At 68.8% G+C, this 15,002-nt stretch carries 17 protein-coding genes; 7 read left to right on the forward strand and 10 right to left on the reverse strand.

Translation table 11 applies throughout. The features are described 5' to 3' along the window. Positions 1 to 75 precede the first annotated feature (75 nt). From ACLJRL_RS33650 to pdhA, 6 genes are all read right to left on the reverse strand, one after another. Entirely contained in the window at positions 76 to 849 is a 774-nt protein-coding gene (locus tag ACLJRL_RS33650; RefSeq protein WP_410660386.1) for a PE-PPE domain-containing protein, read from the reverse strand. Positions 850 to 951: 102 nt separating this feature from the next. Further along, the gene (locus ACLJRL_RS33655) at positions 952 to 1,230 is read right to left on the reverse strand and encodes a VOC family protein (RefSeq protein ID WP_410660387.1); all 279 of its coding nucleotides are present in this window, start codon (positions 1,228 to 1,230) and stop codon (positions 952 to 954) included. Further along, entirely contained in the window at positions 1,136 to 2,524 is a 1,389-nt protein-coding gene (locus ACLJRL_RS33660; protein ID WP_410660388.1) for an MFS transporter, read from the reverse strand. Before ACLJRL_RS33660 ends, ACLJRL_RS33655 begins: the two co-directional genes overlap by 95 nt. Before the next feature lie 77 nt (positions 2,525 to 2,601). Next, complete coding sequence (locus ACLJRL_RS33665) at positions 2,602 to 3,798, reverse strand: dihydrolipoamide acetyltransferase family protein (protein WP_410660389.1); 1,197 nt, start codon at positions 3,796 to 3,798, stop codon at positions 2,602 to 2,604. Beyond that, positions 3,791 to 4,789, reverse strand: a complete 999-nt coding sequence (locus ACLJRL_RS33670; protein WP_410660390.1) for an alpha-ketoacid dehydrogenase subunit beta — start codon at positions 4,787 to 4,789, stop codon at positions 3,791 to 3,793. Before ACLJRL_RS33670 ends, ACLJRL_RS33665 begins: the two co-directional genes overlap by 8 nt. After that, positions 4,789 to 5,886, reverse strand: a complete 1,098-nt coding sequence (pdhA, locus tag ACLJRL_RS33675; RefSeq protein WP_410660391.1) for a pyruvate dehydrogenase (acetyl-transferring) E1 component subunit alpha — start codon at positions 5,884 to 5,886, stop codon at positions 4,789 to 4,791. The genes ACLJRL_RS33670 and pdhA overlap by 1 nt, the downstream gene beginning before the upstream one ends. Positions 5,887 to 6,021: 135 nt before the next feature. Here pdhA and ACLJRL_RS33680 point away from each other — a divergent pair, with 135 nt between their 5' ends. After that, positions 6,022 to 6,504: an Lrp/AsnC family transcriptional regulator gene (locus ACLJRL_RS33680; protein ID WP_410660392.1), complete on the forward strand. Its 483-nt coding sequence runs from the start codon at positions 6,022 to 6,024 to the stop codon at positions 6,502 to 6,504. Positions 6,505 to 6,736: 232 nt separating this feature from the next. Here ACLJRL_RS33680 and ACLJRL_RS33685 read toward each other — a convergent pair whose 3' ends face one another. Continuing rightward, the gene (locus tag ACLJRL_RS33685; protein ID WP_410660393.1) at positions 6,737 to 7,198 is read right to left on the reverse strand and encodes an Lrp/AsnC family transcriptional regulator; all 462 of its coding nucleotides are present in this window, start codon (positions 7,196 to 7,198) and stop codon (positions 6,737 to 6,739) included. Between the two features lie 81 nt (positions 7,199 to 7,279). Between ACLJRL_RS33685 and ACLJRL_RS33690 the strand changes: the two genes are divergently transcribed. The 3 genes from ACLJRL_RS33690 (at position 7,280) to ACLJRL_RS33700 (ending at position 9,684) form a co-directional block, all read left to right on the forward strand. Next, on the forward strand, positions 7,280 to 7,891 hold the full coding sequence (locus ACLJRL_RS33690) for a LysE family translocator (protein ID WP_410660394.1): 612 nt from the start codon (positions 7,280 to 7,282) through the stop codon (positions 7,889 to 7,891). A 114-nt stretch (positions 7,892 to 8,005) separates the two neighbouring features. Further along, positions 8,006 to 8,917: a lysyl endopeptidase gene (locus ACLJRL_RS33695; RefSeq protein ID WP_410660395.1), complete on the forward strand. Its 912-nt coding sequence runs from the start codon at positions 8,006 to 8,008 to the stop codon at positions 8,915 to 8,917. Between the two features lie 305 nt (positions 8,918 to 9,222). Further along, entirely contained in the window at positions 9,223 to 9,684 is a 462-nt protein-coding gene (locus ACLJRL_RS33700) for a hypothetical protein (RefSeq protein ID WP_410660396.1), read from the forward strand. Here ACLJRL_RS33700 and ACLJRL_RS33705 read toward each other — a convergent pair. Beyond that, the gene (locus tag ACLJRL_RS33705) at positions 9,641 to 10,822 is read right to left on the reverse strand and encodes an ROK family protein (RefSeq protein WP_410660397.1); all 1,182 of its coding nucleotides are present in this window, start codon (positions 10,820 to 10,822) and stop codon (positions 9,641 to 9,643) included. The two genes, ACLJRL_RS33700 and ACLJRL_RS33705, sit on opposite strands and share 44 nt — an antisense overlap. Before the next feature lie 96 nt (positions 10,823 to 10,918). Between ACLJRL_RS33705 and xylA the strand changes: the two genes are divergently transcribed. Continuing rightward, entirely contained in the window at positions 10,919 to 12,088 is a 1,170-nt protein-coding gene (xylA, locus tag ACLJRL_RS33710; RefSeq protein WP_410660398.1) for a xylose isomerase, read from the forward strand. 4 nt (positions 12,089 to 12,092) lie between these two features. On the opposite strand, the gene ACLJRL_RS33715 is transcribed toward xylA, so the two are convergent. After that, on the reverse strand, positions 12,093 to 13,109 hold the full coding sequence (locus tag ACLJRL_RS33715) for an alpha/beta fold hydrolase (protein ID WP_410660399.1): 1,017 nt from the start codon (positions 13,107 to 13,109) through the stop codon (positions 12,093 to 12,095). Between the two features lie 110 nt (positions 13,110 to 13,219). Beyond that, positions 13,220 to 13,987: a thioesterase II family protein gene (locus ACLJRL_RS33720; protein WP_410660400.1), complete on the reverse strand. Its 768-nt coding sequence runs from the start codon at positions 13,985 to 13,987 to the stop codon at positions 13,220 to 13,222. Positions 13,988 to 14,169: 182 nt separating this feature from the next. Between ACLJRL_RS33720 and ACLJRL_RS33725 the strand changes: the two genes are divergently transcribed. Beyond that, a complete protein-coding gene (locus tag ACLJRL_RS33725; protein ID WP_410660401.1) occupies positions 14,170 to 14,481 on the forward strand; it encodes a hypothetical protein in 312 nt (103 codons plus the stop codon). Positions 14,482 to 14,506: 25 nt separating this feature from the next. Then, positions 14,507 to 14,986, forward strand: coding sequence for a DinB family protein (locus tag ACLJRL_RS33730; RefSeq protein ID WP_410660402.1), 480 nt, complete (start codon positions 14,507 to 14,509; stop codon positions 14,984 to 14,986). Positions 14,987 to 15,002 lie beyond the last annotated feature (16 nt).

The following is a 15,002-nucleotide window of genomic DNA, read 5'->3' on the forward strand; positions in this document are numbered from 1 at the left end:
ACGTTGTGGGCGGGCCATCGCTAGTGTCGCTGTCACCCGCCGATCGGGCGCCGGGGGACAGCCGTCTTCACCCGGTCACGGCGCGGGATGCGGCGGACGGCAGTTCTGCCGCGGCAACGCGTGCGATCCGTTGGTGTACACGCCGTCCGCGATCGTGTCTTCCATGATCGAACGGTGATCCGCCGGACGCGCCCACTGGTAACACAGGTGCTGCGCGAAGTACCCGCCCGGAGCTTCGAAGGTGTCGAAGTGGCAGACACCGTCGGTCTCGATGCAGTAGCGGATGAACGGGATGCCCCCGAAATCGGTGCGGCCCGGGCCGAACGAGATGTAGCCGCCGAACGGCGACGGCGCCCCGGCACCCGGCGGCAGCACCGCGCTGATCCCGCGTCCCGGCGGACCGACGGGCTGCATCGGGTCGGCGAAGATCTTCGCGCTGAACCGGCCCTTGTCCACCCCCAGGTTCCCGTCGGCGATGTCGTTCAGCACCAGGTTCGCGACCAGCGCGCCCTGCGAATAGCCGACGACGGTGAACTCCGCGCCCGGGTTCTCGGCGAAGGAGCTCTGAACCACGCGGCGTGCCTCTTCGTGCCCGCGTGCCACGCTCTGGTCCATCGGCGTCTGGTCACAGTTGGGCAGCCCGGCGGCACCGGCCGGATAGTGCACGACCTTCCGGATGCCTCCCCGCAACCAGGCGTCGTTGTACACGGTCGCGGCGCCGTCGCAGGTGCCGCCGATGAGGATGTAGTACCGCGCCTGATCGGCCTGGGCCGCCGGCGCGGTGGCGCCGATCAACCCGGTGGCCAGCGCGGCCGCCAGGAGGACCCCCCTGAGTTTCTTCACATTCATCGTCCCTTCCGTTCGACTACGGTGCGTGTCGGAACGTTAGGGATGCGTCATGAAATTTTGATGAAACCCGCCGTCAGGACCAACGCGCTGCGCCGAATGCCGTCACAGGTGGGAGAGCACGTTGACCACGTGGCCTTCGGGGTCGCGGACGAAGAACCGCCTGACGCCCCACGGCTCGTCGGTCAGTTCGTGCACGATCTCCGCACCCGACGCCTTCGCCTCGGCGTAGCTCGCATCGACGTCGTCGACCTGGATCGAGGCCACCGGGACGACGGGCCCGGTTTCGTCATGGGTCATGAGGCTCAACTGGACTTCGGGCCGGTTCGGGTCGGCCAGCGTCACGATCCATCCGTGGTCCATCACCACCTCGAAGCCGAGCACTCGCTGGTAGAAGGCCTTCGCCTGCTCCAACGACTGGGTTTCGAGGTTCGGGACCACCCGCTTGATCGCCATGCGCCGATCCTGGCACAGCGGTCCGACGGTTTCGGGGCAGCAGGAGCGGCGTCGCCAGGATGAGCACCCCGGCGGCACCGATCGCGGCGCGCGGACCGGTGACCGCGGCGAGCAGACCCCACAGCGCGGTCATGGCCGCGGTGGTGAGCTTCCCGGCGATCGCCCAGGCCGACAGGGTGCGCGCCGCCCGGTCGGCGGGCACCTGGTCGAGCCTGGTGGTGGTGAGAACGGGGTTGAACAGGCCGATACAGGCGATGAGGCCGAACTCCACCACGATGACCAGCACCAGCCCCGAAAATCCGGGATGGACGAACACCAGCCCGACCGGCCAGCAGACCCGCAGGGAACCGGCGACCAGCAGAACTCGGTCCCGCCCGAACCGGGCGACGACACTCCTGGAGAGCCTCGACCCGACCAGCCCGCCGAGACACGGAACGGCGAAGGCCACCGCGTACTCCCACGGTGCGAAGCCGAGTTGGCCGAGCATCAGGACGGCGAGCAGCGGCGCCGTCGCCATGATCAGGGCGTTGACGACGATCGTGTTGAGGAACAGCGGCCGCAGCACCGGGTGGACGACGATGAAGCGCCATCCTTCGACCAGGTCACGGCCCCGTAGCCGGGTGGCTTCCCGCTCCGCCGGTGGCGGCTCGGAACCGCCGATCGCGCGGATCCCCGCCGCCGAGAGCAGGTAGCTGAACGCGTCGGCGGCCATCGTCGTCACCGGCCCGAAGAGGCCGACGGCGAACCCGCCGAGCGGCGGGCCGAGCACGGTCGCGGTCCAGGTCGTCGACTCGAACCGGGCATTCGCGACGAGCAGGTCTTCCGGCGGCACCAGGGTTTTGAGGAAGGCGCCGGAAGCGGCCAGGAACGTGATGTCGGCCGCGGCGACGATGACCGACACCACGAGAAGCTGGCCGAAGCCGAGCGATCCCAGCGCGTACGTCACCGGAATCGTCAGCAACGCGACGCACCGGACGAGGTCCATCGCGATCATCACCGGCCGTTTGCGGCGGAACTCCACCCACGGCCCGAGCGGCAGCGCGACCACGGCGCCCGCGACGAGACCGGCCGCCGCCAGCAGCGAGACCTCGGTCGTCCCGGCGCCCAGCGCCACGATGGCGATGAGGCTGAACGCGTCGAACGCGAACCTCGTGCCGAAGGCGCTGGCCGCGTACGCCGCCCAAAGCCACCCGAATCGTCGCCCCAGCGACCGCGTTCTCACCCGCGAGATCAAAGCAAGATCGGACCCCGGAGTCGAACAACGGGTCGTTGGCGGGTCACAACCACGGGTTGTACGGGCTAGAGGTCTCCCAGGGCGGTGACCGGTGACTCGACGCAGTCGGCGATGAAGCGCAGGAACCCGCCGGCCGTCCCGCCGTCGCAGACCCGGTGGTCGAACGCCAGCGTCAGCTCGCAGATCTTCCGGGGGACGAGGGCACCGTCCACGACCCAGGCGCGGTCGATGATCCGGCCGATGCCGAGGATGGCCGCTTCCGGGTGGTTGATGATCGCGGCCGAACCGTCCACTCCGAACACGCCGTAGTTGTTCACCGTGAAGGTGCCACCGGTGAGACCGGACGGCGAAAGCTTGCCCTCACGGGCATTCGCCGTCCGTTCGCCGATCGCGGCTGAAAGCTCCCTTGTGGACAGTGAGCTCGCACCGTGCACGACCGGGACCAGGAGACCGCGGTCGGTCTGTGCCGCGAACCCGAGGTTGACGTCGCGCAGCTGGACGATCTCGTCGCCTTCGACCCGCGAGTTCAGTTCGGGGAACCTTCGCAGGCCCGCGACGGTGAACCGGGCGATCAGGCCGAGGATGCTGACCGGGCGGTCCGGCGTCGCCGCGTTCAGCGACTTCCGCGCGGCGACGAGTTCGGTCGCGTCGACGTCCACCCAGACCGTGGCCTCGGGGATCTGGCGCCGCGAGGTCGTCAGCTTGTCGGCGACCACCTTGCGCACTCCGGTCAGCGGAATGCGCGTCTCGCCGTCCCGGGTCGCGGCCCGGGGCTCGGGCACGGTCAGCACGGCCTCGACGTCGGCGCGCCGGATGATGCCGCCCGGCCCGCTCCCGGTCACCCGGGACAGGTCGATCCCGTTGTCCGAAGCCATCTTGCGGACGAACGGCGAGATCACGCCCGGCGCCTTCGGCGGCAGCGTGACGACGGTGCGGGTCCGGCGGCGGCGCGTCGTGGTCGTGGTGCCGTAGCCGATGAGGACGTTGCCGCTGCCCTCACTCGCCGTCGTCACGCCGGGCTCGGAGAACCCGGGGCCGATGCTGAGCAGGGGAGAGCCGACCGGCAGCGACTGGCCGGGCTCGCCGTGGAGGCGGGTGACGACGCCGGCGAACGGCACCGGTACCTCGACCGCGGCCTTCGCGGTCTCCACCTCGACGACGGGCTGGTCGATGCTGACGGTGTCGCCTTCCGCGACGAGCCAGTTGACGATCGTGGCCTCGGTCAGTCCTTCGCCGAGGTCCGGGAGCAGGAAGTCAGGCACCGGCCACCGCCGGTTCGTCGTTCCACTGCAGCCGGGCGATGGTGTCGAGGATCCGGTCGACGTCGGGCAGCTGGTGGCGTTCCAGTTTCGGCGGCGGGTAAGGGATGTCCAGTCCGGTGACCCGCAGAACGGGGGCGTGCAGCTGGTGGAAGCACTGCTCGGTGATCCGCGCGACCACCTCGGCGCCGTAACCGCCGAACCCGGCCGCCTCGTGGACGACGACCGCGCGGCCCGTGCGGCGCACGGAAGCGGTGACGGTCTCGTCGTCGAACGGGTTCAGCGACCGGAGGTCGACCACCTCGACGTCCCAGCCCTCGGCGGTCGCCGCTTCCGCCGATTCCAGTGCCGTCGCGACCATCGGGCCGTAGGCGATCAGCGTGACGTCCTTGCCTTCACGCCGGACGACCGCGCGGTCCATCGGCGCGTTGTCCCGGGTGAAGGACACGGATTCCTTCGACCAGTAACGGCATTTCGGCTCGAGGAAGATCACCGGGTCCGGCGATTCGATCGAGTCCCGCAGCAGGTCGTAGGCGTCCTGTGGGGTGCCGGGCGTGACGACACGCAGGCCGGGGGTGTGCGTGTAGTAGGCCTCGCTCGAATCGCAGTGGTGTTCGACGCCGCCGATCCCGCCGGCGTAAGGGATCCGGATCACCATCGGCAGCGAAAGCGCGCCGCGGGTGCGGTTCCGGAGCTTCGCGACGTGCGAGGTGATCTGCTCGAACGCGGGATAGGCGAAGGCGTCGAACTGCATTTCGACGACGGGCCGGAACCCGCCCATCGCCATCCCGACCGCGAAGCCGACGATCCCGGACTCGGCCAGGGGAGTGTCGAAGCAGCGCTCCTCGCCGAAGTCGGCGGTGATGCCGTCGGTCACCCGGAAGACGCCGCCGAGCGGGCCGACGTCCTCGCCGAAGACGAGAACGCGGTCGTCGTCCTTGAGGGAATCGCGCAGGGCGGCGTTCAGCGCCTGGGCCATCGAGAGCTGGGTCATCAGGCCTCCAAGGTTTCGAGTTCGGCGGCGACCTGGGCGCGCTGGGCGACGAGGTGACGGGTCGGCTCGGCGTAGACGTGCTCGAACAGCGAGAGCGGATCCGGCTCGACGTCGGCGTTGAGCGTGTCGCGCACGCCGGCCGCGAAGGTCTCGGCTTCGGCGCGGAAGCGCTCGATGTCCTTTTCGGACACCAGGTTCTCGTTCGTCAGATAGGTCTCGAGGCGGCGGACCGGGTCGGCCGCGCGCCACTTCTCGACCTCGGCCTGGTCGCGGTAGCGGGTGGCGTCGTCGGCGTTGGTGTGCGCGTCGATCCGGTACGTGTGCGCCTCGACCAGGACCGGCCCGAGGCCGGAGCGCGCGTGGGCGACGGCGGAGTCCAGCACCGAGAGCACCGCGAGGGCGTCGTTGCCGTCGACCTGCTCCGAACGGACGCCGTAGCCGACACCCTTGTAGGCCAGCGCGGGCGCCGCGCTCTGCTTCTCGAACGGCACCGAGATGGCGAAACCGTTGTTCTGCACGAAGAAGACGACAGGCGCCTTGAACACGGCGGCGAAATTGAGCGCTTCGTGGAAGTCGCCCTCACTCGTGGCTCCGTCCCCGATGAGCGCGAACGCGACGGCCTCTTCGCCGCGGCGTCGCATCGCGTGGGCGAGCCCGGCGGCGTGCAGCGTCTGGGTGGCCAGCGGCGTGCACTGCGGCGCGACCCGGGTGAGTGCGGGGTCGTACCCACAATGCGCGTCACCGCGAAGCAGCGTCAGGATCTCGCCCGGGTCGAGCCCACGGGCGACCAGTGCGACCGAATCGCGGTAGGTGGGGAAGAGCCAGTCGGCGTCGGTGAGGGCCAGTGCGCTCGCGACCTGGCAGGCTTCCTGGCCGGCGCTCGACGGGTAGACCGCCAGGCGGCCCTGCTTGGTCAGCGCGGTCGCCTGGACGTCGAACCGGCGGCCCAGCACCATCAGCCGGTAGGCCTCGACGAGGCGGTCGGCGGGCGGCTGGTCGTAGCCGTCGTGCTCATCGACACGGGACCCGTCTTCGGCGAGGAAACGCACCGGGACCGTGGACGGCAGCAACGCGGCGGCTGAGGTCTCCCGCGACATGCGCACACACCACCTTTCGCAGACATATGATGCTGAGATAGTGGGTTCCGAAGTCTCAGTGTTCAAGAGGTGAGCGAAATGAGCGACAAACTGTCCGCAGGATCGGTTCAGTGGGACCAAACGTCCGATAGTGGCGTGGCTCACCGATCGCATCCGGGACGAACGGTCCTTGCCCTCGACGACATCGACCGCGCGATCGTCGCCGAACTCTCCGCCGACGGCAGGCTCGCCGTCCGCGCACTGGCGGAACGGCTGCACATCTCGCGCACCAACGCCTACGCGCGGCTGGACCGGCTGGTGTCCGAAGGCGTGATCACCGGCTTCGGAGCGAGGATCGACCCGCGGCGGGCGGGGCTGGGGACGAGCGCGTACATCCTGATCACCGTCGAGCAGACGTCATGGCGCACGATGTCGGCCGAGCTGCGGGAGATCCCGTACGTCGAGCACGTGTCCCTGGTCGGCGGAGACTTCGACATCCTGCTGCTGGTGCGGACGCCGGACAACGCGTCGCTGAGCGATGTCGTCCTGGAACGGCTACAGGCGCTGGACGGCGTGCGCTCGACCCGGACCTGGCTGATCTTCGAAGAGCAAGCCGGCGTTGCCCCTCGTGAGTGGTAGTGACGGTAATTGATGGGTAAGGCAAACGTGTCGTGGTGGTGGGCGGGGTCAACAAGGGTGAAGGCGTGACTCGCGTGATCAGGCACGGATCTCGCGTGATCGGGCACGTGATTCGCGTGACTGGACGCCGCGCTGGGGGTGTACGGCGTCTGATCACGCGAGTTCCGTCTCTGATCACGCGAGTCACGTGTCTGGTCACGCCAGTGCCGTGTTGCGCCACCCAGGCGACCGCTCACGAGTTCAGGGTTGGCAAGGCGCGGTCGTTGACCACCTGCTTCATCACCAGCGTCGAGTTCAGCCGTTGGACTCCCGGCAGTGCGGAGAGGACGTCGTCTTCGAGCCGTTGGTAGGCCGCGAGATCGGCGGTCACGATGCGGAGCAGGTAGTCGGGATCGCCGAACAACCGTTGGGCCAGCAGGACGTTCGGGATCCGGGCGACGGCTTCTTCGAAGCCCAGCAGCGTCTCGCGGTCTTCTTGCCTCATCGTGACGAACACGAGCGCCTCGAAGGTGAGTCCCAGTGCGGCGGGATCGACCACGGCCCGGTAGCCGAGGATCGTCCCGTCGCGTTCCAGTGCGCGCAGCCGCCGGTGGCACGGCGACGCGCTCAACCGCACCCGTTGGGCCAGCTCGGTGAGCGTCAGACGGCCCTCCTGCTGGAGCACGGCAAGAATCTTCCGGTCAACGTCGTCCATGGGGCAGATTCTTCCACTATCCGCTCCTGAGCAGGCAGAACTTGAAAGCACCTTTGGGCCGATCGGCAATAGCTTTCGAGGATGCCTCTCGGATCTGTCCTCGCCTTCTGGGGCGTCGCCGCCCTCCTCATCGCGGTGCCCGGCGCCGACTGGGCCTTCGCCATCAGCGCCGGGCTGCGGCGGCGCGTCCTGCCCGCGGCCGGCGGGATCGTGCTCGGCTATCTCGTCATGACGTTGGTAGTGGCCGCGGGAGTGGGCATCCTCATCGCCTCGACGCCGGCGGCGCTGAGTGCGCTCACTGTCGTCGGCGGCCTCTACCTGGCTTGGCTGGGCGTGAAGACGGTCCGCGATCCCGCGACGCCGAGCAGTGCACCCGAGTCGAAGGGCGGTGCGGTGAGCACGGTGCTGGCGGGGATGGCGGTCAGCGGGCTCAACCCCAAGGGGCTGCTGATCTTCGTCGCACTGCTGCCGCAGTTCACCGACCCGGCGGCGAACTGGCCCGTGCCGGTGCAGATGGCCGTCCTCGGCCTCACTTTCGCCGGGACCTGCGCGGTGGTCTACCCGGTGGTCGGGACGGCGGCGCAAGCACTCCTGCGTGCGCGTCCCTCCATGTCGCGAATCGTTTCCCGGATCTCGGGGGTGTCGATGATCGTGGTCGGAGGCCTGCTGGTGGCCGAACGACTGGTGTCGTGAGCTGAATGGTCTATTCCACTGGACAGGTCAGTGAACAAACCTGGCTGTCGCGTTGGAAAATCTCATACCCTTCCGGTCAGGCCGAAGGGAGCTGACCTCATGAGGTGGACCTGGGTGCGTGCGATAGTGGCCCTCCTGGTCGCCGCGACGAGTTTCTCGATCGTCCAGACGAGTCAACCGAGCGCCGCCGAAGCCCAGGTGGCTCCCACCGCGGCCGGGCGGTCCGCGATCTACGGCGGGGGACCGTTCTATCAGGACGGACAGGCTGTCATGAACGTCCTGCGCTCGTCCGGGTTCACCACGGTCATCCTGTGGAGCATCCACGTCCACGACAACGGCGATCTCTACTACAACGACCATCTTGTGGTCTCCAACGGGCAATACGTCGGTGACTCCGGCTGGCCTGCGCGGCTGCGGACCCTGAAGCAGGCGCCGACGTCGGTCAACCGGATCGAGGTCTCGGTGGGCGCCTGGGGAACGCCGGACTGGGAAGCGATCGACAACCTGATCACCCGCGACGGCACGGGCAGCGGGACCATTCTGTACCGCAACTTCCTGGCACTGAAGAACGCGACCGGCGCGGACGCGATCAACAACGACGACGAATCGCACTACGACGTCGACTCCACCGTCACCTTCGCGCGGATGGCGAATGCGATGGGATACCGGAACTTCACGCTGGCCCCGTACACCGCGGTCTCGTACTGGCAGGGCGTGAAGAACGGGCTCGGCGGGCTGGTGGACCGCGTGTACCTCCAGGCCTACGCGGGCGGGAGCGGCAACAACCCGGCGACCTGGACGCAGTCGCTGGGCATGCCGGTGGATCCCGGTCTGTGGAGCAAGAACGGCTCCGGCTGCTCCGCGGGCAACTCGCCGGCGCAGGTCGAGAGCCGGATGCGCTCGTGGAAGTCGTCCGCGGGCATCCCCGGCGGGTTCATGTGGCTCTACGACGACATCAAGAAGTGCTCGTCCTCGGGCACGGCGGCCGACTACGCGCGGGCGATCAACACCGCCACCACAAGCTGACCTTCGGAACGTCTTCCCTGTAACGCCTTCCGCCATCGCGCCGAATACAGGCGGGTTCTATGCTCACCCGTCGTGCCACGGGCCGCACGGGATTACTCAGCGCGACGGCGAAGCGGAGCGGGACAAGTGGTTGCGAGGCCATCCGGGGTGGTGCCCCGCCGGTACCCAGGGAGCGGTGGCTCCCTGTTGACGAAGCTGCAGGGCCGCCAAGCCCATTCGGGTGATAACAGTTCGGCATTCGATGTATCTGGTGCCCGTTTTGTTGACACCTTGGTTCCATCACGGCGGCTGGGTGGAGGAATGCGGTGACGGTGGAAGACGCGGGCCAGGATTACCTGACGAGACAGATCGGGGCGTTGCTCGAGGCCATTCGGCAGGAGGGGCCGGTCGGCGAGGGTAGGCGAAGTTTCCGTCTGGCCGGGCATCTCGCCGCGGAGGGCGGGTTCCATCTCGGCGACATCATGGCCGCGACCGCGCAGTTGCTGGCGGTTCACGCGTGGAACGCGGGTTACGTCGGCGCGGCCGAGCTCCTGACGCGCAGCATGCGGGACTTCGGGGCCGAGTCGGAGGAACTGGTGCGGCACCTCGTGCGGCTGGAGACCGGCTGCGAGCAGGGCTGGCTCCTGCGGGAGGACCGTGACGACCTCATCGCTTACGCCCGTCGCGTCCGGCGTTCCGACATCGAGGAGCGGGCGCAGGCGATCGAGCCGATGCTGCCCGGCGTCATCGACCCTGAGCGTCCTGATCGGATGGCCAGTGAGTCGTGAGATAGTGCTCGGGATCCGCGAGGATGCCGCGGATCACCGCGCCGGCCGCGCCGCGCACCGCGGCGCCGGTGCCGAGCGGGGAACGCACGATTCGTACGGGCGACCACGCCGAACTGGGCACTCTGCGCTTCAGTTCGGCGAGGAGTGGCTCACGCAGCCAAGGTTCGAGCCGGGCGTAGGTTCCGCCCAGCACCACGGCGGGGACGTCCATCAGATTGACCACAGTGGACAGTCCGACGCCGAGGTGGACCGCGGCGGCCGTCACCGCGGACACCGCCGCGCCCTTCCCTGATTCGAGCGCGGACACCAGGTCGTCCACCGACGCCGCCCCCGAAAGCCGCAAGATCTCTTCCTGGCCCGCCATCCGTTCGAGGCAGCCGTTCGCGCCGCAGGGACATGGCGGGCCGTCCGGCGCCACCGGCAGATGGCCGATCTCGCCACCCGCGCCGCGCACCCCTTCGAACAGCGCGCGATCCAGCACGATCCCCGCGCCGATCCCGATTTCGCCGGACACGTGGACGAAATCGGGCAACGCCGAGCCGTGCCAGAGTTCGGCGAGCGCGGCGAAATTGGCTTCATTGCCGACGGTGAACGTTTCGCCCAGCCGCTCCGCGAGGTCGACGTCGTGCCAGCCCAGGTTGGGCGCGAGCCGCACGAGGCCGCTGGAGGACTCGACGAGGCCCGGGACCGCGATGCCGACACCGCCGACGGGCACGCCCAGTGCCTCCGCCTGTTTCCGCGCCTTGCGCAGGAACGCCGACACGCGCTGGAAGACCCGCGGAGTGCGGTTGTCGGCGTAGCGGACCTCCTCGGCGCGGACGGTGCCGGTGAGGTCCACCAGGCAGGACGCCAGGTAGTCGACGCCGATCTCGATGCCGAGCCCGTGCGGTCCGGTGGGGGACAGCGACACGACGGTGCCGCGCCGTCCCGGGCCGACCCGCTGTTCCGGCTCGCCTTCGGCCACCAGGTCGGCGGCGATGAGGCGATCGACGACGGTGGAGACCGTGGCCTTCGTGAGCCCGGTCGCGGCGGAGAGCCCGGCTCGCGAGGTGCCCGGCCCGTCGGCGATCGCGCCCAGCACGAGGGCGGAGTTGTGCTGCCGCACGGTGTGCTGTCCCGCCGGTCGCGTCCCGATCATCGCGCGAGTGTATTCGTTCGATGCCTGAACGAACCCCTTGACCCGCCGGGGTGCGCCTGGATAAGTTCAGGCATCAAACTAATTGGTGGAGGCGTGATGGCTCAGGCACCGACGCGTGCGGACAAGTTCAGCTTCGGGCTCTGGACCGTGGGCTGGCAGGCGAACGACATGTTCGGTTCGGCGAGCCGTGGCCCGCTCGACGCGGTCGAGGCCGTGCACCGGCTTTCCGACCTCGGCGCCTACGGGATCACCTTCCACGACGACGACCTGATCCCGTTCGGTTCGAGCGACGCCGAGCGCGCGCAGCACCTGAAGAGGTTCCAGGCCGCGCTGGACGAAACCGGCCTCGCCGTCCCGATGGTGACGACGAACCTGTTCGGCCACCCCGTTTTCAAGGACGGCGGGCTGACCAGCAACGACCGCTCGGTCCGCCGGTACGCGCTGCGGAAGGTGCTGCGGAACCTCGACCTCGCCGCCGAACTCGGCGCGTCGACCTTCGTGCTCTGGGGCGGCCGCGAGGGCAGCGAGACCGACGCGGCGAAGGACATCCGCACGGCGATGGACCGCTACCGCGAGGGCATCGACTTCCTCGCCCAGTACGTGATCGACCAGGGTTACGGCCTCCGGCTCGCCCTCGAACCGAAGCCGAACGAGCCGCGCGGCGACATCCTGCTGCCGACCGTCGGGCACGCGCTCGCGTTCATCTCCACCCTGCAGAACCACGAGATCGTCGGCGTGAACCCGGAGGTCGGGCACGAGCAGATGGCCGGGCTGAACGTGGTCCACGGCGTCGGTCAGGCGTTGTGGCAGGGCAAGCTGTTCCACATCGACCTCAACGGCCAGCGCGGCCCGCGGTTCGACCAGGACCTCGTGTTCGGCCACGGTGACGTGCTGTCGTCGTTCTTCCTCGTCGACCTGCTGGAACACGGCGGCTACGAGGGCCCGCGTCACTTCGACTACAAGCCGCTGCGCACGGAGAACATGGACGGCGTCTGGGCCAGTGCCGCGGCCAACATGCGCAGCTACCTGCTGTTCGCCGAACGCGCTCGCGCCTTCCGGGCCGACCCCGAGGTGCAGGCCGCCTTGGAGGTCGCCCTCGTCCCCGAACTGGGAGTGCCGACCCTCAACGACGGCGAGACCGCGGCCGATCTGCTGGCCGACCGCTCGGCGTTCGAGGACTTCGACCCGGACGGTGCGGCGGACCGCGGCTACGGTTTCGTCCACCTGTCCCAGCTCGCCCTCGAACACCTCACCGGAGCGCGGTGACGAACTAGAGTCTGTCGACGTCGATGATCGCCTTGGCGAAGTTCTCCGGCGCCTCCTGTGGCACGTTGTGGCCGATCCCGTTCAGGACACGGTGTTCGTACTTGCCGGAGAACTTCGACCGGTAGGCCTTGCCGTCGGCGCCTGGGCCGTCGAAATCGCTGCCGATGGTGATCGTGGGCACGGCGACCGCGGGTCCCTGGGCCAGTTTCTGTTCCAGGGCTTCGAGTTTCGGGTCGCCGTCGGCGAGGCTGAGCCGCCACCGGTAGTTGTGGATCACGATGGCCACGTGGTCCGGGTTGTCGAAGCAGGCCGCCGAGCGGTCGTAGGTCGCGTCGTCGAAGTTCCACTTCGGCGACGCGATCTTCCAGATCAGCTTGTTGAAGTCGTGGGTGTTCTTCGTGTAGCCGAGGATGCCGCGCTCGGTGGCGAAATAGAATTGGTACCACCAGCCGAGTTCGGCGGCAGGGGAGAGCGGCTGTTTGTTCGTCTCCCGGTTGGTCACCAGGTAGCCGCTCACCGAGACCAGCGCCTTGCAGCGCTCGGGCCACAACGCGGCGATGATCACGGCCGTGCGGGCGCCCCAGTCGAAACCGCCGAAGACGGCCTTCTCGATCTTGAGGGCGTCCAGCAACGCGACGACGTCGGCGGCGATCGCGGACTGCTGGCCGTTGCGGAAGGTGTCCTTCGACAGGAACCGCGTCGGCCCGTATCCCCTCAGGTAAGGCACGATCACGCGGTACCCGGCGGCCACCAGGCGCGGGGTGACGTCGACGTAGCTGTGGATGTCGTAGGGCCAGCCGTGCAGGAGCACGACCACGGGACCGTCGGCCGGTCCGGCTTCGGCGTACCCGATGCTCAGCTCGCCGGCGTCGATCTGCTTCAGCGGGCCGAACGAGGTGTTCCCGCCCGTGGCGGCCGGCGCCGCCACTGGTGCCGCGGCAGGCCGCGACGAGCAGCTCGTGAGCGTGGCGCCCGCCGCCGCGGCGACGATGGCCTGCGAAAACCTTCTCCTGCTGAGCATCCGGTTCCTCCCGTGCGGCTCTGGGTACGGGATCGAAGCTAGGTGGGAGGCGAAGAGCGCGGCGACCGTCGGATGACGTCACCGGTGTAAGTCGGTGCCCCTGAGGCGGGCTAGGCGACTTCCGGTTCGACGTTCAGGAAGGCCGCTTCCAGCCGGTGGATCCGGGCCCAGAATTCGGCCTCGCGTCCGGGCTCGAGCACGCCCAGGTGCCCACCTGGCACGACGCGGCCCACGAACGGGCCGGACGTCCACACCCGCCAAGCGCCGGTGCCGTCGTCGCCCGAGGCGAACGCGGGATCGTCGGTGCCCCGCATCGCCGCGATCGGGCACGAAAGGCGCGTCCGCCCTGGCCCGCGATAGGCGTTCAGCAGCTGGAGGTCACCGAGCAGGAGGTCCAGCGCGTACTCCCAGCTCTCGGGCGAGTCGCGGTACCCGGCGACGGGGGTGAGCCCGTTGCGGCCGAACACCCGCCCCATGGCCGAGGCGCCGGCTTTGGCGTTCTTGTCCGGTGAGCGGCGCTGCGGGGCGCACGCGTCCACGACGATCAGGGCGGCCGGGACGACCCCGAGCCGCTGGGTCACTTCCAGCGCGACGAAGGCTCCCAAGCCGAAACCGATCAGCGTGGTGCGGGAGAACCATTCCGCGCCGAAATCCTCGGCCGTTTCGGCGGCGAGTCGCGCGCCCAGTTCTTCGACGTCGGCGGCGGGGGTCTCGGCGAGCCGATCCCCGTGCCCGGGGTATTCGACGCCCCAGACGTCCGCGCAGGCCTCCCCGGCGAGGGGATCGAACGTGCGCATTGTTCCGCCCGCAGGCGGAAGAAGCAGGTAGCCGCGGCCGCGACTGTCCACGGTGGACAGTGAAGTGATCGCGGTCGTCATGATCCGAAAGATACGCGGCAATAACCCGAATGGGGTAACGGTTTGATCGCGCGAAGACCCCTTGCTGCGGCCGACCAAGATCAAATCACCCAGCCGGGGGAGGTTCGGGAAAAGGGCTCTCACGATGTCGTTTCCGGCGCCGTCTGTTCGACGTCTTAGCAGGAGCCGGAAGGAGAAGCGCGATGAACACGACGACACTGGCCTCGGCCATCAGGGTGAACCCGACGAGCCGCACCCTGCCGGTTCTGTTGGCGATGGAGGACGACGCGGAGGACGTCGGCCGCCTGTCCCCGGACGACCGGCTGACCTGCCACCTGCACGGACGCTGGATCCACCAGTGCGTCGCCTCGCCGATGCACGTCAACCCGGTCACGCGGCACCGCTGGTGCCGACCCTGCGCGACCGAGCTGACCGTGGCCGTCGACGAACTGTCGGGTGACGTCACGATGGCCTGCCTGATTGACTTACGCCGACTCGTACGGCAAGAGCCGTGAGGCCGTCGGCGTGACAGGAGATTCGATGGGTTCGTTCGATGTGCCGCTGGACGACGAACGCACCCAGCTCGATGCCTTCATCGAGGAATATCGCGGTGCCATCGAGAGGACTCTCGACAGTCTCACCGAGGAACAGGCCCGCCGCCGGCTCGTCCCGTCGGCGACGACGCTGCTCGGGCTGCTCAAGCACGTCACGTGGATGCAGCGGGTGTGGTTCGAGGAATGCGTCGGCGGCACGTCCCGCCGGAAGCTCGGCCTGGTGGGGAGTCCGGACGAATCCTTCCGGCTCTCCGACGACGACACCGTCGCCTCGATCACGGCAGCCCACCGGGAGGCCTGCGCCACGGCCCGGATCGCGGTGGCGGAGCTGCCACTGGACACCGTCGTGACCGGTCACCGGGCAGGACCGCGCACGCTTCGCTGGGTGTACCTGCAAGTTCTGCGGGAACTGGCCCACCATTGCGGCCACGCCGACATCCTGCGCGAACAGGTACTCGCCGACTGAGTTCTAGGCAGAGCTG

This window comes from Amycolatopsis sp. lyj-112 (assembly GCF_046549055.1).
Classification (GTDB): domain Bacteria; phylum Actinomycetota; class Actinomycetes; order Mycobacteriales; family Pseudonocardiaceae; genus Amycolatopsis.

Bases quoted from the DNA above. Each gene is read 5' to 3' on its own strand.
- ACLJRL_RS33730 (WP_410660402.1), top strand. From the start codon at position 14,507: ATGGGTTCGTTCGATGTGCCGCTGGACGACGAACGCACCCAGCTCGAT.
- ACLJRL_RS33685 (WP_410660393.1), bottom strand. From the start codon at position 7,198: ATGGACGACGTTGACCGGAAGATTCTTGCCGTGCTCCAGCAGGAGGGC.
- pdhA (WP_410660391.1), bottom strand. From the start codon at position 5,886: ATGTCGCGGGAGACCTCAGCCGCCGCGTTGCTGCCGTCCACGGTCCCG.
- ACLJRL_RS33650 (WP_410660386.1), bottom strand. From the start codon at position 849: ATGAATGTGAAGAAACTCAGGGGGGTCCTCCTGGCGGCCGCGCTGGCC.
- ACLJRL_RS33690 (WP_410660394.1), top strand. From the start codon at position 7,280: ATGCCTCTCGGATCTGTCCTCGCCTTCTGGGGCGTCGCCGCCCTCCTC.
- ACLJRL_RS33705 (WP_410660397.1), bottom strand. From the start codon at position 10,822: ATGATCGGGACGCGACCGGCGGGACAGCACACCGTGCGGCAGCACAAC.
- ACLJRL_RS33725 (WP_410660401.1), top strand. From the start codon at position 14,170: ATGAACACGACGACACTGGCCTCGGCCATCAGGGTGAACCCGACGAGC.
- ACLJRL_RS33715 (WP_410660399.1), bottom strand. From the start codon at position 13,109: ATGCTCAGCAGGAGAAGGTTTTCGCAGGCCATCGTCGCCGCGGCGGCG.
- ACLJRL_RS33720 (WP_410660400.1), bottom strand. From the start codon at position 13,987: ATGACGACCGCGATCACTTCACTGTCCACCGTGGACAGTCGCGGCCGC.
- ACLJRL_RS33670 (WP_410660390.1), bottom strand. From the start codon at position 4,789: ATGACCCAGCTCTCGATGGCCCAGGCGCTGAACGCCGCCCTGCGCGAT.
- xylA (WP_410660398.1), top strand. From the start codon at position 10,919: ATGGCTCAGGCACCGACGCGTGCGGACAAGTTCAGCTTCGGGCTCTGG.